The organism is Actinoplanes lobatus, assembly GCF_014205215.1.
Classification (GTDB): domain Bacteria; phylum Actinomycetota; class Actinomycetes; order Mycobacteriales; family Micromonosporaceae; genus Actinoplanes; species Actinoplanes lobatus.
In genome coordinates this window covers 4,031,888-4,055,771 of sequence record NZ_JACHNC010000001.1, presented here as the reverse complement: position 1 = coordinate 4,055,771, position 23,884 = coordinate 4,031,888, and the positions used below count along the sequence as shown (strand labels likewise).

Annotated in this window: 22 protein-coding genes and 1 pseudogene; 13 read left to right on the top strand and 10 right to left on the bottom strand. The window is 72.2% G+C overall.

Annotated elements, in window-relative coordinates:
* The first annotated feature begins 51 nt into the window (after nucleotides 1–51).
* Genes BJ964_RS19015 through BJ964_RS19000 form a run of 4 tightly spaced genes read left to right on the top strand, consistent with a single transcriptional unit; the run spans nucleotide 52 to nucleotide 2,681 of the window.
* Complete coding sequence (locus BJ964_RS19015) at nucleotides 52–357, top strand: hypothetical protein (RefSeq protein WP_229807065.1); 306 nt, start codon at nucleotides 52–54, stop codon at nucleotides 355–357.
* Nucleotides 358–366: 9 nt separating this feature from the next.
* Complete coding sequence (locus tag BJ964_RS19010) at nucleotides 367–882, top strand: PH domain-containing protein (protein ID WP_188121908.1); 516 nt, start codon at nucleotides 367–369, stop codon at nucleotides 880–882.
* On the top strand, nucleotides 879–2,279 hold the full coding sequence (locus BJ964_RS19005; protein WP_188121907.1) for a PH domain-containing protein: 1,401 nt from the start codon (nucleotides 879–881) through the stop codon (nucleotides 2,277–2,279). Before BJ964_RS19010 ends, BJ964_RS19005 begins: the two co-directional genes overlap by 4 nt.
* A gap of 3 nt (nucleotides 2,280–2,282) precedes the next feature.
* Nucleotides 2,283–2,681, top strand: coding sequence for a thioesterase family protein (locus tag BJ964_RS19000; RefSeq protein WP_229807064.1), 399 nt, complete (start codon nucleotides 2,283–2,285; stop codon nucleotides 2,679–2,681).
* Between the two features lie 19 nt (nucleotides 2,682–2,700).
* Here the strand turns inward: BJ964_RS19000 and BJ964_RS18995 are convergent, their stop codons facing one another.
* Nucleotides 2,701–3,624, bottom strand: a complete 924-nt coding sequence (locus BJ964_RS18995) for a carbohydrate kinase family protein (RefSeq protein ID WP_188121905.1) — start codon at nucleotides 3,622–3,624, stop codon at nucleotides 2,701–2,703.
* 91 nt (nucleotides 3,625–3,715) lie between these two features.
* On the opposite strand from BJ964_RS18995, the gene BJ964_RS18990 reads away from it, so the two are divergent.
* The gene (locus tag BJ964_RS18990; RefSeq protein WP_188121904.1) at nucleotides 3,716–4,315 is read left to right on the top strand and encodes a superoxide dismutase family protein; all 600 of its coding nucleotides are present in this window, start codon (nucleotides 3,716–3,718) and stop codon (nucleotides 4,313–4,315) included.
* A gap of 76 nt (nucleotides 4,316–4,391) precedes the next feature.
* Nucleotides 4,392–5,861 (top strand): aminopeptidase P family protein, encoded by a 1,470-nt coding sequence (locus BJ964_RS18985; protein WP_188121903.1) that lies wholly within the window; start codon nucleotides 4,392–4,394, stop codon nucleotides 5,859–5,861.
* A 1-nt stretch (nucleotide 5,862) separates the two neighbouring features.
* Here BJ964_RS18985 and BJ964_RS18980 read toward each other — a convergent pair whose 3' ends face one another.
* From BJ964_RS18980 to pulA, 3 genes and pseudogenes are all read right to left on the bottom strand, one after another.
* A complete protein-coding gene (locus BJ964_RS18980; protein WP_188121902.1) occupies nucleotides 5,863–6,369 on the bottom strand; it encodes a hypothetical protein in 507 nt (168 codons plus the stop codon).
* A gap of 47 nt (nucleotides 6,370–6,416) precedes the next feature.
* On the bottom strand, nucleotides 6,417–7,529 hold the full coding sequence (locus tag BJ964_RS18975) for a DUF6891 domain-containing protein (protein ID WP_188121901.1): 1,113 nt from the start codon (nucleotides 7,527–7,529) through the stop codon (nucleotides 6,417–6,419).
* Between the two features lie 12 nt (nucleotides 7,530–7,541).
* Nucleotides 7,542–10,673, bottom strand: a pseudogene (pulA, locus tag BJ964_RS18970) (pullulanase-type alpha-1,6-glucosidase); the annotation flags it as partial.
* 207 nt (nucleotides 10,674–10,880) lie between these two features.
* On the opposite strand from pulA, the gene acnA reads away from it, so the two are divergent.
* Nucleotides 10,881–13,658, top strand: coding sequence for an aconitate hydratase AcnA (gene acnA, locus BJ964_RS18965; RefSeq protein ID WP_188121899.1), 2,778 nt, complete (start codon nucleotides 10,881–10,883; stop codon nucleotides 13,656–13,658).
* A gap of 291 nt (nucleotides 13,659–13,949) precedes the next feature.
* On the opposite strand, the gene BJ964_RS18960 is transcribed toward acnA, so the two are convergent.
* Nucleotides 13,950–14,300, bottom strand: coding sequence for a hypothetical protein (locus BJ964_RS18960; RefSeq protein WP_188121898.1), 351 nt, complete (start codon nucleotides 14,298–14,300; stop codon nucleotides 13,950–13,952).
* Nucleotides 14,301–14,324: 24 nt separating this feature from the next.
* A complete protein-coding gene (locus BJ964_RS18955; RefSeq protein ID WP_188121897.1) occupies nucleotides 14,325–14,915 on the bottom strand; it encodes a sugar O-acetyltransferase in 591 nt (196 codons plus the stop codon).
* Between the two features lie 76 nt (nucleotides 14,916–14,991).
* Between BJ964_RS18955 and BJ964_RS18950 the strand changes: the two genes are divergently transcribed.
* The gene (locus tag BJ964_RS18950) at nucleotides 14,992–15,237 is read left to right on the top strand and encodes a DUF2630 family protein (RefSeq protein WP_188121896.1); all 246 of its coding nucleotides are present in this window, start codon (nucleotides 14,992–14,994) and stop codon (nucleotides 15,235–15,237) included.
* Between the two features lie 70 nt (nucleotides 15,238–15,307).
* On the opposite strand, the gene BJ964_RS18945 is transcribed toward BJ964_RS18950, so the two are convergent.
* Nucleotides 15,308–16,213, bottom strand: coding sequence for a serine protein kinase RIO (locus BJ964_RS18945; RefSeq protein WP_407650811.1), 906 nt, complete (start codon nucleotides 16,211–16,213; stop codon nucleotides 15,308–15,310).
* A 145-nt stretch (nucleotides 16,214–16,358) separates the two neighbouring features.
* Nucleotides 16,359–17,015, bottom strand: coding sequence for an HAD family hydrolase (locus tag BJ964_RS18940; RefSeq protein WP_188121895.1), 657 nt, complete (start codon nucleotides 17,013–17,015; stop codon nucleotides 16,359–16,361).
* A 164-nt stretch (nucleotides 17,016–17,179) separates the two neighbouring features.
* Here BJ964_RS18940 and BJ964_RS18935 point away from each other — a divergent pair, with 164 nt between their 5' ends.
* Genes BJ964_RS18935 through mug form a run of 4 tightly spaced genes read left to right on the top strand, consistent with a single transcriptional unit; the run spans nucleotide 17,180 to nucleotide 19,956 of the window.
* Nucleotides 17,180–17,764, top strand: a complete 585-nt coding sequence (locus BJ964_RS18935; protein WP_188121894.1) for a TetR/AcrR family transcriptional regulator — start codon at nucleotides 17,180–17,182, stop codon at nucleotides 17,762–17,764.
* Between the two features lie 59 nt (nucleotides 17,765–17,823).
* A complete protein-coding gene (locus BJ964_RS18930) occupies nucleotides 17,824–18,603 on the top strand; it encodes a helix-turn-helix domain-containing protein (RefSeq protein WP_188121893.1) in 780 nt (259 codons plus the stop codon).
* Nucleotides 18,584–19,345, top strand: a complete 762-nt coding sequence (locus tag BJ964_RS18925) for an SDR family oxidoreductase (RefSeq protein WP_188121892.1) — start codon at nucleotides 18,584–18,586, stop codon at nucleotides 19,343–19,345. The genes BJ964_RS18930 and BJ964_RS18925 overlap by 20 nt, the downstream gene beginning before the upstream one ends.
* Nucleotides 19,342–19,956: a G/U mismatch-specific DNA glycosylase gene (gene mug / locus BJ964_RS18920; RefSeq protein WP_188121891.1), complete on the top strand. Its 615-nt coding sequence runs from the start codon at nucleotides 19,342–19,344 to the stop codon at nucleotides 19,954–19,956. The genes BJ964_RS18925 and mug overlap by 4 nt, the downstream gene beginning before the upstream one ends.
* Here mug and BJ964_RS18915 read toward each other — a convergent pair.
* Entirely contained in the window at nucleotides 19,940–20,326 is a 387-nt protein-coding gene (locus BJ964_RS18915; protein WP_188121890.1) for a RidA family protein, read from the bottom strand. The two genes, mug and BJ964_RS18915, sit on opposite strands and share 17 nt — an antisense overlap.
* Nucleotides 20,327–20,424: 98 nt before the next feature.
* Between BJ964_RS18915 and BJ964_RS18910 the strand changes: the two genes are divergently transcribed.
* A complete protein-coding gene (locus tag BJ964_RS18910) occupies nucleotides 20,425–21,819 on the top strand; it encodes a cation:proton antiporter (protein WP_188121889.1) in 1,395 nt (464 codons plus the stop codon).
* A 148-nt stretch (nucleotides 21,820–21,967) separates the two neighbouring features.
* On the opposite strand, the gene BJ964_RS18905 is transcribed toward BJ964_RS18910, so the two are convergent.
* Nucleotides 21,968–23,866: an ABC transporter ATP-binding protein gene (locus tag BJ964_RS18905; protein WP_188121888.1), complete on the bottom strand. Its 1,899-nt coding sequence runs from the start codon at nucleotides 23,864–23,866 to the stop codon at nucleotides 21,968–21,970.
* Between the last annotated feature and the right edge of the window lie 18 nt (nucleotides 23,867–23,884).

Sequence of the window (23,884 nt, the reverse complement as noted above, 5' to 3'; positions counted from 1 at the left end):
GCGCGATCCGCCGGATCGGGCACGGTCACCGGGTGGATACGCGACCATGGGATGCGTGTAGCATTTGGCTCGTCGCCGGGCGGCTTCCCCCGTGGCCGCCCGGCGCTCAAACTCCCGTTCCGTAATGTCTACGGCATGGTCGAGGAGATCAACCCCCAGTGCTCCGCCAAGGGCTGCCGTGCGCCCGCGGTCTGGCAGCTGCGGTGGAACAACCCGAAGATCCACACTCCGGAGCGGCGGAAGACCTGGCTGGCCTGCGACGAGCACCGGGCCTCGCTCGGCTCTTTCCTGGAGGCCCGCGGGTTCCTGCGTGAGGTCACCCCCTTCACCTCGTCGGGAGACGCGATCATCTCTTAGGCTTCAAGGGTGAGCGAGCCGCCCGCGCGAACCGTCGTCGATGCCCTCGAACCCTGGCCGGACACCGTCATCTGGCGTCCGCTCTCCAGCCGGCTGATCATCGTGCACCTGATCGGCGTCGCCACCTGGACCGCCGTGCTGCTCGGCGGCCTGCTCGCCGGCCGGATCATCGGCGGCCAGAGCGCCTGGCTGTGGGGCATGGCCGCGGTCCTGGTCCTCGGCCTCTGGCGCGCCGGCGTGGCCGTCCGGGCGGTCCGGGCGTGGGGTTACGCCGAGCGCGACAACGACCTGCTGGTGCGGCACGGTCTGGTGGTCCGCCACCTGTCGATCGTGCCGTACGCGCGGATGCAGTACGTGGACGTCACCGCCGGGCCGCTGGAGCGCGCGTTCGGCCTGGCCACGGTGCAACTGCACACGGCCGCGGCGGCCAGCGACGCCCGGGTGCCCGGGCTGCCGCCGGAGGAGGCGGCCCGCCTCCGGGACCGGCTCACCGCCCTCGGCGAGGACCGGGCCGAGGGCCTGTGAGCGACACCGGGCATCCCGTCACGTCCGGGCGGCCGGCGCCGGAGGTCGAGCCGCGCCAGCGCCTGCACCCGCTCAGCCCGCTGCTGAAAGGCGCCAAGAGCATCGCCGTGATCGTGGCGGCGCTCTCCTGGCAGACCCTCGGGCAGGTCGGGGCGACCGACTTCGCGCTCATCGTGCTGGCGCTCGCGGTCGGGGTGGTGATCTTCTCGGCGGTCGGCTGGTGGAACACCGGGTACCACGTCGTCGCCCGGGAGCTGCGGATCACCGAGGGCCTGGTCTGGCGGCGCAACCGGGCCATCCCGCTCGACCGGCTCCAGGCCGTGGAGCTGCGCCGGCCCCTGCTCGCCCAGATCAGCGGCCTGGCCGAGCTGCGGCTCGAGGTGGTCGGCGGCAACAAGGCGGAGGCCCCGCTCGCCTACCTGACCGTGCGGGACGCGGCCACCCTGCGGGAGCGGCTGCTGGCGCTGTCCGGGCGGGCCGCCCCGGTGGACACCGCCACCACCGCGGACGAGCCGGCCGGTGGCGCGCCGCTCTACCGGGTGCGCAACCACGACCTGCTGATCAGCCAGTTGCTCACCCCGCAGGCGATCCTCCTGCCGTTCGGTGTGGCCTGGGTGTCCGCCCAGTTCCTGCTGGAGGGCTCGTGGACGTTCATCGGCATCGCCAGCACGGTGACCGCGATGGCCGGTGTCCTCCTCCAGCCGATCCGGCGGGTGCTGCGCGACTGGGACTTCCAGCTCGCCCGGGAGAACGGCGACCGGCTGGTGCTGCACTACGGCCTCACCGAGACGCGCAGCCAGCTGGTGCCGCCGAACCGGGTGCAGGCGGTGCGGCTCACCTGGCCGTTCCTCTGGCGGGCCAAAGGGTGGATGCGCCTGCGGATGGACATCGCCGGCCTGTCCGGTCCCGAGCCCGGCGACGACAAGAGCTCCGACCGCCTCATGCCGGTCGGTGACCTGCCGACCGCCCGCGCCCTGGTCGCCGCCGCGCTCCCCGGCGTCGACCTGGCCACCCTGGCCACCTCGCCGCCCCCGCCGCGGGCCCGCCTGCTGCATCCCTTCGGGCTGCGTTTCCTGGGTGCCGGCCTGGCGGCCGACGTCTTCGTCTCCCGCTCCGGGCGGATCACCCGCGAGACGGCCCTGATCCCGTACGCACGGATGCAGAGCGTCCGCGTCGTCCAGGGCCCGGTGCAGCGCCGCCTGGGACTGGCCACGGTGTACGCGGACACCGCCGGCGGTCACGCCGGTGCGGCTCACGACCGGCCCCTGGCCGAGGCCTACGCCATCGCCGATCAGCTCGCTCTGCGCGCCCGCCGGGCCCGCTCCGCCCCGCCCGTACCGGCCGTCCCGGTCCCGGCCACGGAAGAGACGTTCTGGCAACGGCCCGAACAGCCTTAAGCTTTGACAATGGAGCCTCCGGAGTTCGCGCCCGGTCTCAGCGCCCGGGTCGAGTTGTTGGTCACCGACGCCGACACCGCACAGTCCCTCGGCTCCGGTGACGTGCCGGTGCTCGGCACGCCCCGGGTGCTCGCCCTGGCCGAGGCGGCGACGGTCGCGGCGACCGCCCGCCAGATCCCCGGCGGCATCACCACGGTCGGCACCCGGGCGGAGGTCGAGCACCGGGCGCCCACGCCGCTCGGTCGCCGGGTCGTCGCCCAGGCCACGCTGACCAAGGTGGACGGGCGCAAGCTCCTCTTCGAAGTGACCGTCCACGACGGCGAGCTGCTGGTGGCCGAGGTCCGCCTGGAACGGATGGTCCTCGACCGGCAGCGCTTCATCGCCCGCGCCTTCGGCGACTGACCTCCCGGGCGACCGATCTTCAGCGAGAGCCCCAGCGGCTCTCCAGGTCGGCCGGGGTGGGCATGGCCGTGGCGCCGCCCCGGCGTTCGCAGACGAGGCCGGCCACCGACAGGGCGAAGTCGACGTGGCTCCGGGTGGTGGGCCCGCCGGTGGAGAGCAGGCGGCTGATCAGGGCGGCCATCACCGAGTCGCCGGCGCCGGTGGCGTCGACCGCGTCGACCTTCGGCGCGGGGAGCGTGACGGCGCCGTCGGCGGTGGCGAGGTGGGCGCCCCGCGCGCCGTCGGTCACCACGACGGTGGCCGCGCCGAGGGAGCGGACGTGCGCGGCGGCGGCCGCCGGATCGGGTTCGCCGTAGAGCGTCACGGCGTCGGCGGCACTCAGTTTGACGAGGTCGGCGGTGGCGAAGAACTCCTCGGCGAGGTCACGCAGCGCGGTCACGGCGGCGGTGTCGGGGAGCAGGGTGGGCCGCACGTTGGGGTCGAAGACGCGCAGCGGACCGGGGACGGCCCAGGCCGCGCGGGCGGCGTCCAGGAACGGGCGGCGCAGCAGGCTGATCGAGCCGGCATAGAGGACCGCGGCACCGGCCACCTCGGCCGGGTCCAGGTCGGCCGGGGCGAGCAGGGCGTAGGACGGCGGCTCGCCGTAGAAGGTGAAGGTCGGCTCGGCGCCTTCGAAGGTGGTCACGGCCAGGGTGGTGGGGACGGGCACCCGGCGTACCCCTCGATCGCCGACGCCGGTCTCGCGGAGGAAGACCGCGATCCGGTCGCCGAGCGTGTCGTCGCCGATCGTGCCGGCGTAGCGGGCCTCGCCGCCGAGCCGGGCCACGCCGACGGCCACGTTGAGCGGGGCGCCGCCGATCGCCTGGCGGTAGACGCGCTCGCCGTCGAGATCGGCTTCGAGGAGGTCGATCAGCGCCTCGCCCATCACCATCGCGTAGCCCATGCCGGTCAGCCTCTCATCCGTCGCGGGGCACCGACGGGCCAGTACCCGCCATCGACGAGGCCTATATGGGTGAATTTGGGATAATTATCGGATGAATGGTCGTCTGTTGATTCTCACGGCGCCGCTCGCGCTGAGCCTGCTCTCCGCGCCCGCCGCGAGCGCCGCCCTGCCCAGGCACGAGTTCGAGGGCACGTTCAAACGCTGGCACGCGGGCGCCACCGCGATCACCTATCAACCCACGCTGGTCCCGCCGGGCGCGCGGGCCACGGTCACGGCCGAGAGGACCGGAGCCGGGGTACGGGTGGAGCTGCTGGCCACCGGCCTGATCCCGGGACGGGCGTACGGGGCGCACGTGCACACCAGCAGGTGCGGCAGGGATCCGGCCGCCGCCGGGCCGCACTACCAGCACCACCGGGATCCGGCCGCCGGACCGGGCCGCCCGTCGGTGGACCCGGCCTACGCCAACCCGCACAACGAGGTCTGGCTGGACTTCACCGCCGACCGCAACGGGGTGGGCCGCTCGGTGAGTGCACAGGACTGGATGTTCGACATGAAACGGGCGCCGTGGTCGCTGGTGCTGCACGCCGAACACACCCACACCGGGCCGGGTGAGGCGGGCACCGCGGGGGCACGGCTGGCCTGCCTGACCAGGGGCGCGCTCCCGCAGTACGGGGAACGGCCCGGCCGCTGACCGAACACCGCCCGGCCCTGCCGGGCTGGGCGGCCCAGGCGGTAACGTCGGTGGCACCGAGAACGGAGGCACCCCCATGACGGCCGAGAACAGCGGCACCCAGCCCACGAAGACCGAGTCGCACGACCCGGACTTCCCCGAGGCGTTCCTGAGCTTCATGCGCCAGGGCTGGCGGGAGGATCCGCTCACCGTCGCACCACTGCCCGAGGTGCCCAACTACGCGAAGCGGCGGGCCGCGCTCTCCGAGGCGTTCCCCGGCGAGACGCTGGTCATCCCGAGCGGCAACGAGAAGGTGCGGGCCAACGACACCGACTACCACTTCCGCCCGGGCAGCGACTTCTTCTACCTGACCGGTGACCACGACCCGGACAGCGTGCTCATCCTGCACCCGAGCGGCTCCGGCCACGACGCGGTGCTCTACACCCGGCAGCGGAACTCCAAGGACACCGACCGCTTCTTCCGGGACCGCAACGGCGAGCTCTGGGTCGGGCGCACGCACACGCTGGCCGAGAAGTCGACCGAGCTGGGCCTGCCCACCGCCGCCCTGGGCGCCCTGGGCCCGGCGCTGGCCGGGTCGGCGCCGGGCCGGACCCGGGTGCTGCGCGGGCTGGACCCGAATGTGGACCGCGCCATCCTGCCGTACGAGCCGGATCGTTCCAAGCTCCGCGACCGTGAGCTGGCCCATGTGATCTCCGAGCTCAAGCTGGTCAAGGACGAGTGGGAGATCGCCCAGCTGCAGGCCGCCATCGACGCCACGGTGCGCGGCTTCGAGGACGTGGCCCGCGTCCTGCCGGCCGACCGGGGTGTCCGGGAGCGGCTGCTGGAGGGCGTGTTCGGGCTGCGCGCCCGGCACGACGGCAACGACGTCGGCTACACCTCGATCGTGGGCGCCGGCCCGCACGCGACGATCCTGCACTGGGTGCGCAACAACGGTGTGACGGTGCCGGGTGAGCTGCTGCTGATGGACATGGGCGTGGAGGGCCACAACCTCTACACCGCCGACGTGACCCGGACGGTTCCGGTCAACGGCGTCTTCACCCCGTTGCAGCGCCAGGTGTACGACATCGTCCACGCCTCCCAGCAGGCCGGCATGGACGCGATCAAGCCGGGCGTGGTCTTCCGCGACGTGCACAAGGTCTGCATGCGGGTGCTCGCCGAGGGCCTGCACGACCTGGGCCTGCTACCGGTCGGCGTGGACCAGGCGATGGCCGACGACAGCACGGTCTACCGGCGGTGGACACTGCACGGCTTCGGCCACATGCTCGGCATCGACGTGCACGACTGCTCGGCGGCACGGAACGAGACGTACCGGGAGGGCGAGCTGAAGGAGGGCTACGTGCTCACCGTCGAGCCGGGCCTCTACTTCCAGCCGGAGGACGAGCTGGTGCCCGAGGAGCTGCGCGGCGTCGGCGTCCGCATCGAGGACGACGTCCTGGTGACCGCGGACGGCTGCCGCAACCTGTCGGCGGGCCTGCCGCGCTCCTCCGGCGAGGTGGAGCAGTGGCTCGCGGCGCAGCGTGAGGCGGGCCCCCGCCTGCCCGGCTGAGTCAGCCTCTCCGGTAGTCGGAGATGATCCAGCACTCGGCACCGTCCGCCGTGTCGGTGACGTTGATGGTCACCTTGGCCGGATGACCGTCGGTGAGGTCGAACTCGGTGGCCACCTCGGCCCCGTCCTCCTCGGCGGTCTCCGCCATGGCGACCAGCTCGCCCAGCGTCGGCACCTCGATCTCCTCGCCCTCCTGCCCGGTCGCCGGGCCGAGGTCGACGGCGGCCGAGGCGGTCGGCGCCGCGGCGGAGGCGCCGACCCGCTGCGAGCCGGTCACCACCCCGCCGGAGACGGTGGCCTGGTAACGGCCCAGCGGCGCGGCGGCGTCGCAGCCCCGGGTCAGCACGAAGCTGTAGGCCGAGGGCTCGGTCCACGCCGGCGCGGACGCGGCCGTCGACGGCGGCGGATCCTGAATGACCGGCTCACTGTCCGGGGAGGACGTACACCCCCCGGCCAGCCCGGCGACGACCACCGCGAACAGCACACGCTCGAACCGCAGAACTCCCACGCGGCGCAATCTAGCGCAGGCGCGCCCGTCCGCCGTGCTCCGGCTCGTCACCAGGGCCGGCTGATCACATCCGGCAGATCCCGGACGGCGACCCGGTCCTCATCGGCCAGCACACCGAACATCCGCTCCGCCTCGTCGAGGGTGGCGTGCTTGCCGACCGACGCGGCCGCGCCGACGTCCGGCGTCTCCAGCCACAGCCCGCCCTCCTCCCAGGCCACCTGCACGCACCCGCCGGACCGGCCGACCGCGCTGAGCCACGACCCGGTCCGCGGGGGCAGCCGCCGCAGCACGTCGGTGACCTCGGCGATCGTCATCGGCCGCCCGGCGGGTTCGGCGGGCCCGCCCGGCAGGGTCTGGTACGTCACCTCGATCAGCCCCGCCTCGTCCGGCGGCTCCCCGCTCTCCCCGTCCTCCTCCAGCAGCCGCAGCCCGTCGAACCGGCCCACCGCACGGTCGCCGCCGATCAGCCGGTCGAACTCCCGGTGCACCGCCACCGACCGCTCGCCGTCGGTGAGCTCGAGCTCGACCCCGGCGGGCAGCCAGGGCAGCTCGACCTCGCCGAGCACGGCCGCCGGGACCCGCCCGGGGACGCGGTGCCGGCCGCTGACCACCTCGACGCCGATCTCCCGGCCGTCCGGCTCGGACGGGTGGGCGGCCATCCGTCCGTACCGGGGGCGGGCCCACCGCAGCCGCACGTGGATCCGCTGGCCGGCCGACTCGTCCCAGTCCACGTGCAGGCCCTCGGCGCGCAGCGCGGCCACCACCTCCTGCCCGGTCTCGACGTCCGGGCCGAAGGCGAGCCACAGGGTGCCGCCGCCGGCCGCCCGCTCGGCATCCTGCTGGTGGTAGAAGACGAAACCCCGGCCCGGGGCGTCGCGCAGCTCGGCGACCCCGCAGTTCTGGCAGCAGGAGAAGTCCTGCCGGGCGGTGATGCCGGCGGTGTCCAGCGCGCGGAACGCGTCGGTGAGCCGGTCGCTGTCGGTCCGCCGCGGCCAGCCCGCCTGTGCGTTGAGGTGGGCCGCGAAGTGCTGGGTGGCCAGCGCACGGATCTTCTCCGGTTCGATCTCGCCGCTGAAGTCCTCGGCGCACTCCTCCACCAGGGTGGTCCAGTCGTGCTCGCCACGCGCCACGGCGACCCGCACGTTCTCCTCGACGGACATGTATCTCCCTGCTCAGACGGTGTCACTGACGAAGACCGCGACCGACCGGGCCGGCACCTCGTGCGGTGTGGCGGCGCGCAGCACCGGATCCGCCGAGCCGGTCTGCTCCGGATGCGGGCGCAACGACCCCGGCTCGGGCAGCCCCGGCCGGGCCGGCTCGGTGGTGGCGTTGAACACCACCACGACCCGGCTCCAGCGGGCGTCCAGGCCGGTGCCGTCCAGGCACATCACGATCACGCCGGGCGGCTCCCGCGGGCCGCCGAGCGGGAACGACAGGCGCCGCTGCACCTCCTCAGCGGTGGGCAGCCCGAAGACCGGCGAGGACCGGCGGATGCGGAGCAGTTCCCGGTAGCGCTCGGCGGTCAGCTCGATCACGTCGGGCCGGGGCACCAGGCCCGGGTCGGCGAGCAGTGGGCGGGCATAGTCCCACTTGTCGGCGTTGTCGGGCTCCGGCGGCAGGCCCACGCCGAACCCGTTGCCCAGACTCGGATCCCAGCGGATCTGGTTGAACCAGTCGCCGGAGTTGTAGGAGTTCCGGTCCAGCGACTTGGACCGCAGCAGCTCGGTGCCGAGCGCCACGAACCCGGCGCCCTGGCCCAGCACCACGAAGGACAGGGCGAGGATCTGCATCCGGGCGCGGTCCAGCTGGGACGTGTCCGGGGGGAGCTTGAACGCCATGGCGTCGTACAGGATCTCGTTGTCGTGGGCGTCCACATAGTTGACCGCCTCGCCGGGGGCGTGGGCGTAGCCGCACGGTGAGCCGTTGTAGTCGATCTGGGCGCCGCTGCGCTCCACCCCGTCGTGGTTGACGAACCGGTACGTCGTGAGCGCCCCGGACAGCCCCACCTTGATCCGGTCGTGCAGCCACAGCGGCGTGGCCGAGCCGAGCCCGGTGGCGAACCCGCGCACGCCCGGGTCGTCGCCGAACGCGCCGCCGCCGCGCAGCGCGTCCCGTAGCCGGTCGTTGAACGTGGCGACGCCGGTGCCGGCCATGTTGACCTGGGTGGCCTGGACGAACCGGGCGTCGTAGGCCACCTCCCCGAAATTCCACCCCTCCCCGTAGAGCACCGCGTCGGGGCCGAGCGCCTCCTGGACGCGCAGGATGTTGGCCTTCGGGTGGTGGCCCATCAGGTCGAACCGGAACCCGTCGATCTTGTAGTGCCGCGCCCAGGTGACCAGCGAGTCGACGACGAGCCGGTCCATCATGGCGTGTTCGGTCGCGGTGTTGGGGCAGCAGGAGGACTCGGCGGTGCTGCCGTCGGCGAGCAGCCGGTGGTAGTAGCCGGGCACGATCCGGTCGAGGACGCTGAACCGGCCGAGCCCGTCGTGCATGGTGTGGTTGTAGACGACGTCGAGGACCACCCGCAGCCCGGCCTCGCCGAGGGCCATCACCGCCCGGCGCAGCTGGACGATCCGGTGCGGCCCGGCCGGGTCGGTGGCGTAACCGCCCTCCGGCGCCGTCCAGTGCCAGGGGTCGTAACCCCAGTTGAACCCGTCGGTGTCGGCGACCGCCATGACGGCCCGCTGCTGCTCCGGCGAGTCCGGCGGGAACGTGGCCAGGTCGCAGGCGGGCACCGACTGGTCGGCGCGACGGTCCGGCACGGTGGCGAAGTCGTTGACCGGCAGCAGGTGCACGTGGGTGAGCCCGGCCTCGGCGAGCGAGCGCAGGTGGCGCATCCCGGCCGACCCGGGGTGGGCGAAGGCCAGGTAGGTGCCGCGCTCGGCGGCCGGCACCGCGCCGTCCAGGATGGAGAAGTCGCGCACCGACAGCTCGCTGATCTGCATCCGGGCGGGGGCCACCGCCGGTGGTTTGACCAGGGTGTCCCAGCCGGGTGGGCGCAACGCCGGATCGTCCAGGTCGATCAGCTGGCTGTGGGTGGAGTCGGCGGCCAGGGACACCGAGTACGGATCCGTCACGCTGGTCGTCACCACCCGCTGTGCGGCCGGCTGCCACACCTGGACACGGAATCTGTACCACCGGCCGAGCCACTTGCGCCGGCCGGTGATCGACCAGACGCCGGTCGTGTCGTCGCGCTCCATCGGCAGGACCCGTGGCTCGTCGGCGGGGTCCCTGAACAGCTCCAGCTCCACGGTGCGGGCGGTCGGCGCCCACACCGAGATCCGGGGCCGGTCGTGGTCCTCGGTCACCGGGCCCAGCTCGGCCCCGGTGGCGGGCTCGTAGAGGTCGTCGAGCACCCCGGCGAGCTGCACCGCGGTGACCGCGACCACCTCACCCGCGTGGTCCCGGCCCTCGACCAGCAGACGGTCCCGCAGCAGCGGGTCCAGGTCCGTCTCCGGCACGGCGAAGGCGCGGTACGCCCGCAGGTGCGGGAACCGCCGGCTCTGCGCCTGGAAGAGGCCACCGGGCCGGGGCGCCAGGGGCAGCCCGGCGAGCGTGAACGTGGCCGCGCGGGTGGCGAACCAGTCGGGCAGCGCCACCGTGGTCCGGTCGATGAAGACGGCGTGCGCCCGGGCCGGGTCCAGCTCCGGCCCGAGGGTCCCGAGGTCGGGGCGGACCGGTGCCCGCACCCCGGCGGTCAGCCACACCTCCCGGCAGACGGTGAGGTCGAGCCGCTGGTCGTCGGGCAGGTCCTTCTCCTCGCCGCGGTGCAGCACATAGCGCAGGCCCACGGCGCCGGGCCGGACCGGAACCTCGAAGACCGCGCCGAACGCGTCGAAGCGGGTGGGCGCCAGCGGCGTGCCCCAGCGGGTGCGGTCCTTGACGAAGACACCCTCCCAGCAGTGCAGACCCCACCCGGCGTAGTCGCCGGCGGGCCGCCGGTAGTGGATCACCACGGTGGCGGGGGCGGGTGGCGTGGTCTCCGGCGCGACGGTGGAGATCGCCCGGTCACCGGCGGTCACCCAGATCTCGCTCGCCTCGCGCACCGGGACCCAGCGATCGGCCTCGACGTCCTTGGCGCCCCGGCGGTTCAGCACCAGGAAGCCGGCCTTCTGCGCGTCGGGGGCCAGCGGCACCCAGGCGAAGCGGCCCCACTCGTCCTCCCCCGCGAACGGGACGCCGTCGGGATAGGCCGGGCCGGCACCGGGCTCGAGGTCGCCCCAGGCGTGCAGCACCCAGTCCGCGTAATCACCGTCGTCGCGCCGGTAGTGCACGATCAGCCATCGCGGATCGGCTCTTGTCACCGGCACATCATCGCAGCGGGATACGACATTTTCCGGGCGTCCCGATGAAGGGCTGGAAGACTCGGCCCGTGGGACCCGCCTTGCACGGGCTTACAAGACGGACGTACGGTTTACCGGACACGCACAACCGAGAGTTAGGCAAACCTAACCCGAAGGTCGCCCTTTCGGTGCGAAAGACTTGACTTCCAGTCGCTGGGTGTGAAGGAGATGACGGTGGCCAGCCTCGACACCTTTGGTGCGAAGAGCGAGCTGCGCGTCGGAGACGCGAGCTACGAGATTTTCACGATCGACAAGGTGAAGGGGCACGATCGCCTGCCCTACTCCTTGAAGATCCTCCTGGAGAACCTGCTGCGCACTGAGGACGGCGCGAACATCACCGCCGACCACATCAACGCGCTCGGCAGCTGGGACAAGGACGCACAGCCGAACGTCGAGATTCAGTTCACCCCGGCACGGGTGCTGATGCAGGACTTCACCGGCGTCCCCTGCGTGGTCGACCTGGCCACCATGCGCGAGGCCGTGAAGGACCTGGGCGGCGACCCGACCAAGGTCAACCCGCTCTCGCCGGCCGAGATGGTCATCGACCACTCGGTCATCGCCGACCTGTTCGGCCGTGCGGACGCCTTCCAGCGCAACGTGGACCTGGAGTACCAGCGCAACAAGGAGCGCTACCAGTTCCTGCGCTGGGGCCAGACCGCGTTCAACGAGTTCAAGGTCGTCCCGCCGGGCACCGGCATCGTGCACCAGGTCAACATCGAGTACCTGGCCCGCACCATCATGGAGCGCAACGGTCAGGCCTACCCGGACACCGTGGTCGGCACCGACTCGCACACCACCATGGTCAACGGCCTCGGCGTGCTGGGCTGGGGCGTCGGCGGCATCGAGGCCGAGGCCGCCATGCTGGGCCAGCCGGTCAGCATGCTGATCCCGCGGGTCGTCGGTTTCAAGCTCTTCGGCGAGGCGCCGGCCGGCACCACCGCCACCGACCTGGTGCTCACCATCACCGAGATGCTGCGCAAGCACGGTGTGGTCAGCAAGTTCGTCGAGTTCTACGGCCCCGGCGTGAGCGCCGTCCCGCTGGCGAACCGCGCCACCATCGGCAACATGTCGCCGGAGTACGGCTCGACCGTCGCGATCTTCCCGATCGACGAGCAGACCATCGACTATCTGAAGCTGACCGGCCGCACCGAGCAGCAGGTGGCGCTCGTCGAGGCGTACGCGAAGCGCCAGGGCCTCTGGCTGGACCCGAACGCCGAGCCGGACTACTCGGAGAAGCTCGAGCTGGACCTGTCGACGATCGTCCCGTCGCTGGCCGGCCCGAAGCGCCCGCAGGACCGGGTCCTGCTGAGCGAGGCGAAGTCCGCCTTCCGCCAGGCGCTGCCGAACTACGCCACCCCGCACGGCCACGCCGACGAGGCCAGCGAGGAGTCCTTCCCGGCCAGCGACTCGCCGGCCAACGGCGTGCAGGACGACGCCGACAAGCCGCTGGTCTTCAGCGCGGCCTACGGCGCGAAGGGCCGCATCTCCAAGCCGACCCTGGTCAAGGGCGAAGACGGCGTGGAGTACGAACTGGACCACGGCGCCGTCGTCATCGCCGCCATCACGTCCTGCACCAACACCTCGAACCCGCAGGTCATGATCGGTGCCGCGCTGCTCGCCAAGAAGGCGGTGGAGAAGGGCCTGACCCGCAAGCCGTGGGTCAAGACCACCCTGGCCCCCGGCTCCAAGGTCGTCTCCGACTACTACGACCGGGCCGGGCTGACCCCCTACCTGGACAAGATCGGGTTCAACCTGGTCGGCTACGGCTGCACCACCTGCATCGGCAACTCGGGCCCGCTGCCCGAGGAGGTCTCGGTCGCCATCAACGAGGCCGACCTGACCGCGGTCAGCGTCCTCTCCGGCAACCGGAACTTCGAGGGCCGGATCAACCCGGACGTCAAGATGAACTACCTGGCGTCCCCGCCGCTGGTGGTCGCCTACGCGCTGGCCGGCTCGATGGACATCGACATCACCACCGAGCCGCTCGGCACGGGCTCGGACGGCAAGCCGGTGTACCTCGACGACATCTGGCCGACCAACCAGGAGATCGACGACACCATCGCGCAGGCGATCGGTGCCGAGGGCTTCTCCACGGCGTACCAGGACGTCTTCGCCGGCGACGAGCAGTGGCAGTCGCTGCCGACCCCGACCGGCGACACCTTCGCCTGGGCCGGTGACTCCACCTACGTCCGCAAGCCCCCGTACTTCGAGGGCATGCAGGCCGACCCGAGCCCGGTGACCGACATCGCCGGCGCCCGCGTCCTGGCCAAGCTGGGCGACTCGGTCACCACCGACCACATCTCCCCGGCCAGCTCGATCAAGCCGGACTCGCCCGCCGGCAAGTACCTCGCGGCCAACGGCGTCCCGCGCGCCGAGTTCAACAGCTACGGCTCGCGCCGCGGCAACCACGAGGTCATGATCCGTGGCACCTTCGCCAACATCCGGCTGCGCAACCAGCTGCTGAACGATGTCGAGGGTGGCTTCACGCTCAACCACCTGACCGGCGAGCAGACCACCATCTACGACGCCTCGGTCGCCTACCAGGAGGCCGGCATCCCGCTGGTCATCCTGGCCGGCAAGGAGTACGGCTCGGGCTCGTCGCGTGACTGGGCCGCCAAGGGCACCATGCTCCTCGGTGTCCGCGCGGTCATCGCCGAGAGCTACGAGCGCATCCACCGCTCCAACCTGATCGGCATGGGCGTGCTGCCGCTGCAGTTCCCGCAGGGCCAGAACGCCGCGTCGCTCGGCCTCACCGGCACCGAGACCTTCTCGTTCGCCGGCGTCACCGAGCTGAACAACGGCTCCACCCCGCGCACGGTCAAGGTGACGACGGACACCGGCATCGAGTTCGACGCCGTCGTCCGCATCGACACCCCCGGCGAGGCGGACTACTACCGCAACGGCGGCATCCTCCAGTACGTCCTCCGCAAGATGCTCCGCGGCTGACGATCACCGAGACGCCCCGTCCTCCACTCACGGAGGGCGGGGCGTTCCGCTTTCCGGATGCAAAACCCGATGTCGCACCTGAGCGGGTGGCACAGACCGCTGCTCCCGCCGAGGGCCCGGCGCGACTCGCTGGCCGCTGGCGCGTCCAAACCGCTCCCCACCCCGGGCGACGTGCGTGAGCGGTTGCGCTACGAACCCGCTCGGAGGTCACCTGACGAGGTCAGGTCGGCCGCGTGGAACAGCAGATCCTCCGGCTCCACGGCGCCCGTCCGTCCCGGGAGGACGCCATGGTCACAGGATGGGCTCGGCCCAGGCCGCGTGGTCGAACTCGACGCCCTGGGTGACCCGGCCCTCGACCTCACCGGCGGCCGTCATGGCCACGGCGACCGAGATGAGGTGCTGGCCGGAGTCGACGTGGTACACCTGGCGGCGGACCCGCGGGCTGTGCCGGATCCGGTAGCGCAGGCCCTCGACATGGACGATCCCGCACTCGTCGCCGTCGTCCTCGAACGCCGTCGACTCGACCACAACCTGCCATCCGGCCTTCTGCGCCCGGTAGCACCACACCTCGAAGGCGCGGGCTCGTCCGTCTCGCCGGCCCACCCGGGCCAGGATCTCGACCGGATCCGTCCGTGTCTCCACCAGTGTCCTCCCCCGCGTGCGATGTCAGGGACGGTAGCCGGTCCGGTCGGCGGCGGTGATCTCGCGCAGCACCCGGGCCGGGACCCCGGCCGCGATCACCCCGGCCGGGACGGACTTCGTGACCACGCTGCCGGATCCGATGATCGCCCCGTCGCCGACGGTCACGCCCTGGTTGATGGTGACGCCGCCGCCGACCCAGACGTTGTTCCCGATGACGACCGGTTTCGCGTAGCAGGCCCCGGCCGCCCGCTCGGCCGCGTCGACCGCGTGGTTGGAGGTGTAGATGCCGACCCGGGGCCCGAACAGCACATGGTCGCCGATGGTGATCCCGCCGCCGTCGAGCATCACGCAGTCGAAGTTGGCATAGAAGTGGTCGCCGACGCTGATGTTGAACCCGAACTCGCACCGGAACGTCGGCTCGAAGTGGCACTCCCGCCCCACCGACCGCAGCAGCCGCCGCAGGACGGCCTCGCGCTCCGCCTGCGGGCGGCCGAAGCTGTCGTTGTATTCGCTGGTCAGCAACACGGCCCGGGCCCGGGCACCGATCAGTTCCGGGGTCAGGTCGTTGTACATCCGCCCGGTGAGGATGTGCTCCCGCTGAGCCTCAAGCGTCACCACATGATCCTAATGTCGGCGTGACATCGGTGCGGTGAGCGCCCACCGGCCCGGCCCGGATGCTTAGGCTCCGGGAATGGATGACAAGACTGTGCTGAGCCGCATCAGCGACCTGGTCGACGAGGAGCACACGCTCCGCCGTCAGCTGAGCGATGGCAAGATCTCCTCGGACGAGGAGCACAACCGCCTCCGGGAGCTGGAGGAGTCGCTGGATCAGTGCTGGGACCTGCTGCGCCGGCGCCGTGCGGCCCGCTCGGCCGGGAACGACCCCGACGCCGAGCAGGCCCACAGCGTCGACGAGGTGGAGAACTACGTGCAGTGAGCCGGCGCCGGTCGCGGCCGCCGTGGACGCGGCGGCCGCGGGCCGGGCAGTGGCCGGCACGGGACCGCGCTCAGAGCAGCCCCGCCTCGTAGTGCAGGCGCTCGACCAGCGCCTCCTCGTCGACCGCCAGCCCCCGTTGCCGGAACCAGCCGGCCACGTTGCGCACGTCCCGCGCGATGAACTCGCCGCCGCGCGGATTCGCGATCACGTCCACGATCTGCGGCAGGTCGATGAGCACCAGCCGCCCGTCGTGGACGAGGGTGTTGTAGGGCGACAGGTCCCCGTGCGCCACCTGTGCCCGGGCCAGCACCGACAGCGCGTCGGTCATCTGCCGCCACAGGTCGGCCAGCCCGTCGGCGTCGGCGCGCACCTGGGCGAGCCGTGGCGCCGCCTCACCGGTCTCCCAGTCGCCGATGAACTCCAGCATCAGCTCGGTGCCGATCAGCTGCACCGGGTAGGGCACGCAGATCAGCCCGCTCTCCTGGCCGACCTGCCACAGCCGGCTGAGCGCGCCGAACTCGGCGGCCGCCCACTGCCCGGAGATCATCTCCTTGCCGAAGGCGGTCCGGTTGGTCATGGCCCGCATCTCCCGGGACCGGCGGACCCGGCGACCCTCGAGATAGCCGGCGTCCCGGTGGAACATCCGGTGGTCGCCGTCGCGGTACCGCTTGGCGGCCAGCATGCTGATCTGGCCGGTGCCCGGGATGGCGCGCCGGACCAGGAAGACGTCGGCCTCCTTGCCGGTCTTCAGCATCCCCAGTTCGGTGTCGACGGCGCCGTACTCGGTACGGACCCAGTCGGGCCGGGGATCGGGACCGTGCAGAGCGCCGTCCCAGGTGGACCAGCGGTCGCCCTCCTCGGGCAGATCGGGGTCCTCCTGCAGGGCCGGCTCGAGCCGGCCGCGCTTTACGAAAGTCGGTTCGTCGTCGTCGAACTTGGGGCGCCCACGGCGCATGGTCGTCTCGTGCTCGCGCACTGAAGGGTCTCCTCAGAGAAAGAAGTCATCGGGGAAAACGGGGACGCAGGCATGACAAAGACAGTCACGAGGTCCACCCCCTTCTTTCTCGTCGGGAAACACGCGCGCCCACTCTGTCCGATCACCGGACCGGGGCGCAACCGAATTATCTGGTCTCTCTGGCGGCCATGATCGCGGAGATTCCCTGGATCACGTTGCCCACCACCCGGGTCGGCGCGAACCGGTTGTCCACCCAGTCCCGCCCGCGGTGCAGCCACACGCTGGGCAGCCCGAGCGCCGCGGCGCCGCCGATGTCGGCCTCCGGGCTGTCCCCGAGCACCCAGGCCCCGGCCAGCCGCATCCGCACCCGCTGCGCGGCCAGCGCGAAGATCCGCGGGTTCGGCTTGCTCACCCCGCATTCCTCGGAGATCACCCAGTCGGCGACATAGCGGTCCACCCCGGTACGCCGGATCCGGGCCTCCTGCTGTTCGGTCTGCCCGTTGGTGACCACGACCGGCACCAGCCCCGCGTCGCCCGCGATCTCCAGCGCGCAGCCGACCATCGGGTCCAGCCGTTCGAAGGTGAGCGGACCGGTGTTCAGTTCGTCGACCAGGTCGATCACCGGCACCCGCAGCCGGTAGCGTTCCCGGATGAGGTCCGCGAGGTCCCAGCGCGAGGTCAGGCCATCCGCGTCGACCGATACCAGCCACTCCAGGTCGTCCTGAGGGGCGGCGATCTCGTCGAGGAACCCCTTGGACCACAGCCGGAACGCACCGCTGCGGTCGAGCAGGGTGTCGTCCAGGGCGAGGAAGACTAGGGGCACGCGGGCACTTTACGTGAGCGCCTGCCGGACCGCCCAGTCCAGGACTGTTAACAAAACACTGAGCCGATGAGGAAATTCGCATCATCCGATCGTGGGACGCCGGTCTGTAGTAAGCCGTACGTACGGATTGCAAGAGGGTCCAGCCACATGACACGATCAGCGACGTGCCCAGGGTGAGTCAGGACCAGCTCTACGCGCGCCGCCACGAGATCCTCACTGCGGCCCGCGCCTGTTTCGCGCGGTTCGGCTACGGGGGCGCCACCGTCCGCCGCCTCGAAGAGGCCACCGGCATGTCGCGCGGCGCGATTTTTCACCATTTCCGGGACAAGGAGCATCTGTTCCTCGCCGTGGCCGAGGACGACGCCGCCACCATGGTGGAGACCGTCGCCCGCAACGGCCTGGTCCAGGTGATGCGCGACCTGCTGGACCGGGCCGGCAACAGCGAGGGCGACACGGCCGGCTGGCTCGGCACCCAGCTCGAGGTGTCACACCGGCTGCGTACCGACCCCGCCTTCGCCAAGCGCTGGGCCCAGCGGTCCGCCGCGATCGCCGACGCCACCCGCGAGCGGCTCCAGCGGCAGCGTGAGGCCGGGGTGCTGCGCGAGGACGTACCCGTCGAGGTTCTCACCCAGTTCCTGGAGCTCGCCTACGACGGCCTGGTGCTGCACCTGGCCACCGGCCGCCCGGCCGGCGAGCTGGCCCGCGTCCTCGACGTGGTCGAGGGGGCGGTCCGTAAGCCGGCCGCGTGATTCCTCCACTACCCCGGAGGTAATGGTCACGGCGCGCGGCCGCTGCCTAGGCTGCCGGCATGGGCGAGGTGGGAAGGCTGCTGCGCGGCTGGCGGGACACCCGGAGGATGAGCCAGCTCGACCTGTCCGGCCGGTCCGGGGTGTCCACCCGGCATCTGTCGTTCGTGGAGACCGGCCGGTCCCGGCCCACCCGGCAGATGCTGCTGCGGCTGGCCGAGGAGCTGGACGTGCCGTTGCGCGCCCGCAACGAGCTGCTGCTGGCCGGTGGGTACGCGCCCGCCTACCCGGAGTCGGCGCTGGACGGCCCGCCCCTGGCCGACGTGCTGTCCGCGCTCCGCGAGGTGCTGGCCGGGCACGGGCCGAACCCGGCGGTGCTGGTGGACCGGCACTGGACCATGGTCGACGGCAACGCGGCGGTGGCCCTCTTCACCGCGGGATGCGCGCCGGAGCTGCTGGCGCCGCCGGTCAACGTGCTGCGCCTGGCGCTGCATCCGGCCGGCATGGCGCCCCGGATCGGTAATCTCGCCGAGTGGCGCACCCACCTCCTGCACCGGCTGGACCGGCAGGCCACGGCCACCGGCGACCCGGTGCTGCACGAGCTGGGGGCCGAGCTGGCCGGCTATCCCGGCGGCGAGGCCGGCATCCGCCCGGACGGTCTGGTGGTGCCGTTGCGGTTCGACGACCTGAACCTGTTCAGCATCACGTCGGTGCTCGGCACCCCGCGTGACGTCACCCTGTCCGAGCTGGCCATCGAGGCGTTCCTGCCGGCCGACGCGGCCACCGCGACCGCGCTCGGCCGCCGGATGGCAGGATCGTCCCATGGACCTTGGGCTGGCTGATCGTGTCTTCATCCTCACCGGCGCCTCGCGAGGGCTGGGGTTCGCCACCGCGCAGGCGCTCGTCGGCGACGGCGCACGGGTGGTGATCTCCTCGCGTGACGCCGACCGGGTCGCCGAGGCGGTGGACCGGCTGGGCGGCCCCGAGCACGCCCTCGGGGTGACCGCCGACCTGGCCGACCCGAGCACCCCGCGCGAACTGGTGCACGCCGCGCAGGAGCGGTTCGGCCGGCTGGACGGCGCGCTCATCTCGGTCGGCGGCCCCACTCCGGGCACCGCGGCCAGCATGAGCGACGACCAGTGGACGACCGCCTTCGAGACGGTGTTCCTCGGTTCGGTGCGCGCGGCCCGTACGTTCGCCGCCGCCCTGCCCGAGGGCGGCGCCATCGGCCTGGTCCTCTCCACCTCGGTGAAGACGCCGCTGGCCGGCCTCGGCCTCTCCAACGGTTTCCGGCCGGGCCTGGCGATGGTGGCGAAGGACATGGCCGACGAGTTCGCCCCGCGCGGCGTCCGGGTGCTGAGCATCCTGCCGGGCCGTTTCATGACCGACCGCAGCCGGGAGCTCTTCGAAGCCGCCTCCGACCCGGCGGCCGCGGCCGAGGCGGTCGCCGCGAACATCCCGCTGAGCCGGATCGGTGAGCCCACCGAGTTCGGGCGGGTGGCGGCCTTCCTGCTCTCCCCGGCCGCCAGCTACGTGACCGGCGTGGCGGTCCCCGTCGACGGCGGCGCCCTCCGCGCCCTGTGACCCTTCCGCCCACCGAGCCGGCCTCCGCGGGCCGGCACGACGGCGAACCCGCGACGGTACGCCGTCCGAGCGCCGACGAGGTGGCGGCGGCCGCCGGGCGGACCGTCCCCGACGTGGCCGGGCCCGATCTGCTGGTGCTGTTCTCCGGCATCAACCCGAGCCTCTACTCGGCGGCGACCGGCCACCACTTCGCCCGGCCCGGCAACCGGTTCTGGCCGGCGCTGCACGGCGCCGGCTTCACGGACCGCCTGCTGACCCCCTCCGAGCAGCACCTGCTGCCCGCCCTCGGACTCGGCATCACCAACGTCGTGGCCCGGGCCACCGCCCGCGCCGACGAACTCTCCCCCGAGGAGTACGCCGAGGGCGGCGCCCGGCTCACCGAACGGGTGGCCCACCTACGGCCGCAGTGCCTCGCGGTGCTCGGGGTGACCGCCTACCGCGCCGCCTTCGGCCGCCCGAAGGCACGGTTCGGGCCACAGGGCGAGGCGCTCGCGGGCGTACCGGTGTGGGTGTTGCCGAACCCGAGCGGCCTGAACGCGCACTTCCAGCTGCCCGCCCTGATCAGCGAGTTCGCGGCGCTCCGCGCCGCGACGCTCAGGCCACCGCGATGATCTCCAGCTCGATGAGCCAATCGCTCTCCAGCGTCTGTACGACGATCGCCGTGGTCGCGATGGCCCGCCCGCCGAGCGCCGCCACCCGGGCCGCCGCGTTCTCCCCGGCGTAGGACGCGTCCCGCAGATAGCTGGTCAGGCGGACGACGTTGTCCACCGTCATCCCCGCCGAGGCCAGGATGGCGCGGATGTTGTTCCAGACGAGTTCGAGCTGTTCGGTGAGATCCGCGCCCGGCCGCCCACCCGGATCGAGCCCCATCGTCCCGGAGACGAAGAGCATCCGCTGCGCCCCTCGAACCTCCATGGCGTGCACGTAGTCGCCGGTAGGCGGGTAGACACCGTCGATCGGATTGCGCGCGACCGTCTCCATCCGGCCGAGCCTAATCCAACCCCCTCGATGTGCGGGCGCCGAATCGCTCATCCGGCCGGGGTGATCCGGTCGTACCCGTCGCACGGTCTGATCGGGGCATGAATGAGGCGGCGGTGGCAATGGCGCTGCTCGCCGTCTTCGGTTGGGGGTTGTGGTCGGCGCGGCTGGGTCGCGCCGACCTCACCGCGCCGATCCTGTTCGTCAGCGCCGGCCTGCTGCTCTCCACCGGCCCGATGCCCGACCCGGAGGCCACCCGTGAGCTGGTCCGGCTGCTGGCCGAGATCACCCTGGTCTGGGTGCTGTTCGCCGACGCGTCCCGGGTCGGGTTGCCGGAGTTCCGCGCCGACCTGGGTCTCTACGCACGACTGTTGGGGATCGGCCTGCCGCTGACGATCGCGGTGGGAACCCTCCTGGCCGCCGTGTTCTTCGGCGAGCTGGGATTCTGGCTGGCGCTCCTGATCGGGGCCGCCCTGGCGCCGACGGACGCGGCCCTGGGCGCGGCGGTGATGTCCGACCCGTCGGTGCCGGAGCGGATCCGCCGGACGCTCAATGTGGAGAGTGGACTCAACGACGGCATCGCGACCCCGGTCGTGACGCTGGCCATCGCCGGTGCGGCCGCCACCTCCGGCAGTTCGCACACGGCGATCGGCGAACTGGCGATCGGCGTGGCCGCCGGTGTCGGCGCCGGGCTGGTGGGCGGCCGGGCGATGCGCACCGCCCGGGCCCGGGGCTGGGCGTCCGAGGACTTCGCCGGGCCGGGCGTGCTGGCGCTGGCCCTGGCCGTCTACACCGGCACGCACTGGCTGGGTGGCAACGGTTTCGTTGCCGCTTTCGTGGCCGGCATCGTGTTCGGGGCGGCGGCGGGCCGGGGCAGCGCGCGCGAGGTCTTCTACGTCGAGCAGACCGCCGGCCTGGCCTCCCTGCTGACCTGGTTGATCTTCGGTGCGGCCGCGGTGCCGATCGTCATCGCCAACACCGACTGGCTGGTGCTCGGGTACGCGCTCCTGAGCCTCACGGTGATCCGGATGCTGCCGGCCGCGCTGTCCCTGATCGGCAGCGGCCTCCCACTCCGGACGATCGCCTTCATCAGCTGGTTCGGCCCGCGCGGCCTGGCGTCGATCGTCTTCGCCATGCTCGCGGTGGAGGGTCTCGGCCCGCAGGCGGACCGTGCCGTCGCCGTGATCGGCCTGACCGTCCTGTTCAGCGTCTTCGCTCACGGCCTGACCGCGAAGCCCTTGGCCGCCCGCTTCGCACAACACAGCGGCCAGCCGGCGACCCCCGCCACAGCCACCGGCGCCACACCCGCCGCAGCCATCAGCGCCACCCCCTCCGGCGCCACCAGCACCACCCCCGCCGGCCCGCCGGACTCCCGCGAGGACGCGACCGCCTCACCGGCCCCGCAGCCGGCCGGCTCCGATCACCCGGACAGCGTGCTGCCGGCTCGCGGCCTGCTCCACCGCCACCCTGCCCACCATCGCCCCACTAAACCGTGACAATCACGGCCAGGCCCAGCCCAATCGCCCCACCAAAGCGTGACGATCGCGGTTGGGCCGGCCGACGGCCCTCGGACTCGGACTCGGACTCGATCACACACGTGGCGGACTCGGCCGGCGGCTCCTCGCGCGATCGGCCGGACGGGCACTAACCCCGATCGTCACCGGCGAGTGGGCCGACCGCCATCTCTCGCGATGGGAGCTCCGCGAACTGGGTCCGGTAGAGATCGGCGTAGAGCCCACCCGCCACGATCAGCTCCTCATGCCGGCCGCGCTCGACGATGCGCCCGCGGTCCAGAACCAGGATCTGGTCGGCCTCCCGAATGGTGGAGAGCCGGTGCGCGATGACCAGCGCCGTCCGCCCGCGCAGCGCCTCGGCGAGCGCCCGTTGCACGGCCGCCTCGGATTCGCTGTCCAGGTGGGCGGTGGCCTCGTCGAGGATCACGATCGACGGCTGTTTGAGCAGCAGCCGGGCGATGGCGAGCCGCTGTTTCTCCCCGCCGGAGAACCGGTAGCCGCGCTCCCCCACCACGGTGTCGAGCCCGTCCGGCAGGGCCCGCACCAGCCCGGCGATCCGTGCGCCGGCGAGCGCGTCCCACATCTGTTCCTCGGTGGCGCCTGGTCGTGCGTACCGGAGGTTGTCGGCGATGGTCTCGTGGAACAGGTGCGAGTCCTGGGTGACGACGCCGACGGTGTCGCGCAATGACTCGAGGGTGGCGTCGCGCACGTCGACCCCACCGATCCGGACCGAGCCGCCGGTCACGTCGTAGACCCGGGAGACCAGCATCGACGTGGTGGACTTGCCGGCGCCGGACGGGCCGACGAGCGCGACCATCTGCCCCGGCTCGACGGTGAGGTCGAGGCCGGCGAGGACCTCCTCGTTCTCCCGGTGGTCGAGGCTGGCGACGTCCTCCAGGGTGGCGAGCGACACCTCGGCGGCGCTGGGGTAGCGGAACCGGACGTCCCGGAACTCGATGAGCCCGGAGCCGGCCGGGATGGGTGTGGCGCCCGGCTTCTCGGCGATGCCCGGCCGCAGGTCCAGCACCTCGAAGACCCGGTCGAAGGAGACCAGCGCGCTCATCACGTCGACCCGGACGTTGCTGAGCGCGGTGAGCGGACCGTACAGCCGGGTGAGCAGCAGAGCCAGGGTGACGACGGTGCCGGCCGAGACGTCGCCGCGGACCGCCAGCCAGCCGCCCAGCCCGTACGTCAGCGCCTGCGCGAGCGAGGCCACGAGCAGCATCGCGACGAAGAAGGTCCGGGAATACATCGCCTGCTGGACGCCGATGTCGCGGACCCGGCCGGCGCGCTCGCCGAACCGGGCCGCCTCGACCTCCGGCCGCCCGAAGAGCTTGACGAGCAGCGCGCCGGAGACGTTGAACCGCTCGGTCATCGTCGCGTTCATCTTCGCGTCGAGGTTGTACGACTCCCGGGTGATCTCGGCGAGCCGCTTGCCCACCCGTCGCGCCGGCACGATGAAGACCGGCAGCAGGAACAGCGACAGGGCGGTGATCTGCCAGGACAGGGTGAACATCACCCCGGCCGTGAGGACCAGCTGGATGACGTTGCTGACCACGCCGGAGAGCGTCGACGTGAAGGCCCGCTGCGCGCCGACGACGTCGTTGTTGAGCCGGCTGACCAGGGCGCCGGTCTGGGTGCGCGCGAAGAACTGCAACGGCATGCGCTGCACGTGGTCGTAGACCCGGGTGCGCAGGTCGAGGATGATGCCCTCGCCGATGCGTGCCGAATACCACCGCTGGGCGAGCGACAGCAGCGCCTCGGCGACGGCCAGCACGGCGATCACCAGAGCGATCCGGATCACCGCGTCCGCCCGCCCGGCGGTGATCGCGTTGATCACGTCGCCGGCGAGCAGCGGGGTGGCCACGCCGATCCCGGCGGCGAGCACCACGGTCAGCAGGAACACCGCGATGTCACGCCGGTACGGCACGGCGAACCGCAGGATCCGCCCCGATGTGCCCTCGCGCACACGGTGCCGGCTGACCCGGTCCGCGTTCTGAATCGAGCGCAGGACACTCCAGCTGGACATGCCACCTCCCGGGTGCCG

Bases quoted from the DNA above. Each gene is read 5' to 3' on its own strand.
- BJ964_RS18915 (WP_188121890.1), bottom strand. From the start codon at position 20,326: ATGGAGACGGTCGCGCGCAATCCGATCGACGGTGTCTACCCGCCTACC.
- BJ964_RS18910 (WP_188121889.1), top strand. From the start codon at position 20,425: ATGAATGAGGCGGCGGTGGCAATGGCGCTGCTCGCCGTCTTCGGTTGG.
- BJ964_RS18925 (WP_188121892.1), top strand. From the start codon at position 18,584: ATGGACCTTGGGCTGGCTGATCGTGTCTTCATCCTCACCGGCGCCTCG.
- acnA (WP_188121899.1), top strand. From the start codon at position 10,881: ATGACGGTGGCCAGCCTCGACACCTTTGGTGCGAAGAGCGAGCTGCGC.
- BJ964_RS18905 (WP_188121888.1), bottom strand. From the start codon at position 23,866: ATGTCCAGCTGGAGTGTCCTGCGCTCGATTCAGAACGCGGACCGGGTC.
- BJ964_RS18975 (WP_188121901.1), bottom strand. From the start codon at position 7,529: ATGTCCGTCGAGGAGAACGTGCGGGTCGCCGTGGCGCGTGGCGAGCAC.
- BJ964_RS18985 (WP_188121903.1), top strand. From the start codon at position 4,392: ATGACGGCCGAGAACAGCGGCACCCAGCCCACGAAGACCGAGTCGCAC.
- BJ964_RS18990 (WP_188121904.1), top strand. From the start codon at position 3,716: ATGAATGGTCGTCTGTTGATTCTCACGGCGCCGCTCGCGCTGAGCCTG.
- BJ964_RS18995 (WP_188121905.1), bottom strand. From the start codon at position 3,624: ATGGGCTACGCGATGGTGATGGGCGAGGCGCTGATCGACCTCCTCGAA.
- BJ964_RS18930 (WP_188121893.1), top strand. From the start codon at position 17,824: ATGGGCGAGGTGGGAAGGCTGCTGCGCGGCTGGCGGGACACCCGGAGG.
- BJ964_RS19015 (WP_229807065.1), top strand. From the start codon at position 52: ATGCGTGTAGCATTTGGCTCGTCGCCGGGCGGCTTCCCCCGTGGCCGC.
- BJ964_RS18950 (WP_188121896.1), top strand. From the start codon at position 14,992: ATGGATGACAAGACTGTGCTGAGCCGCATCAGCGACCTGGTCGACGAG.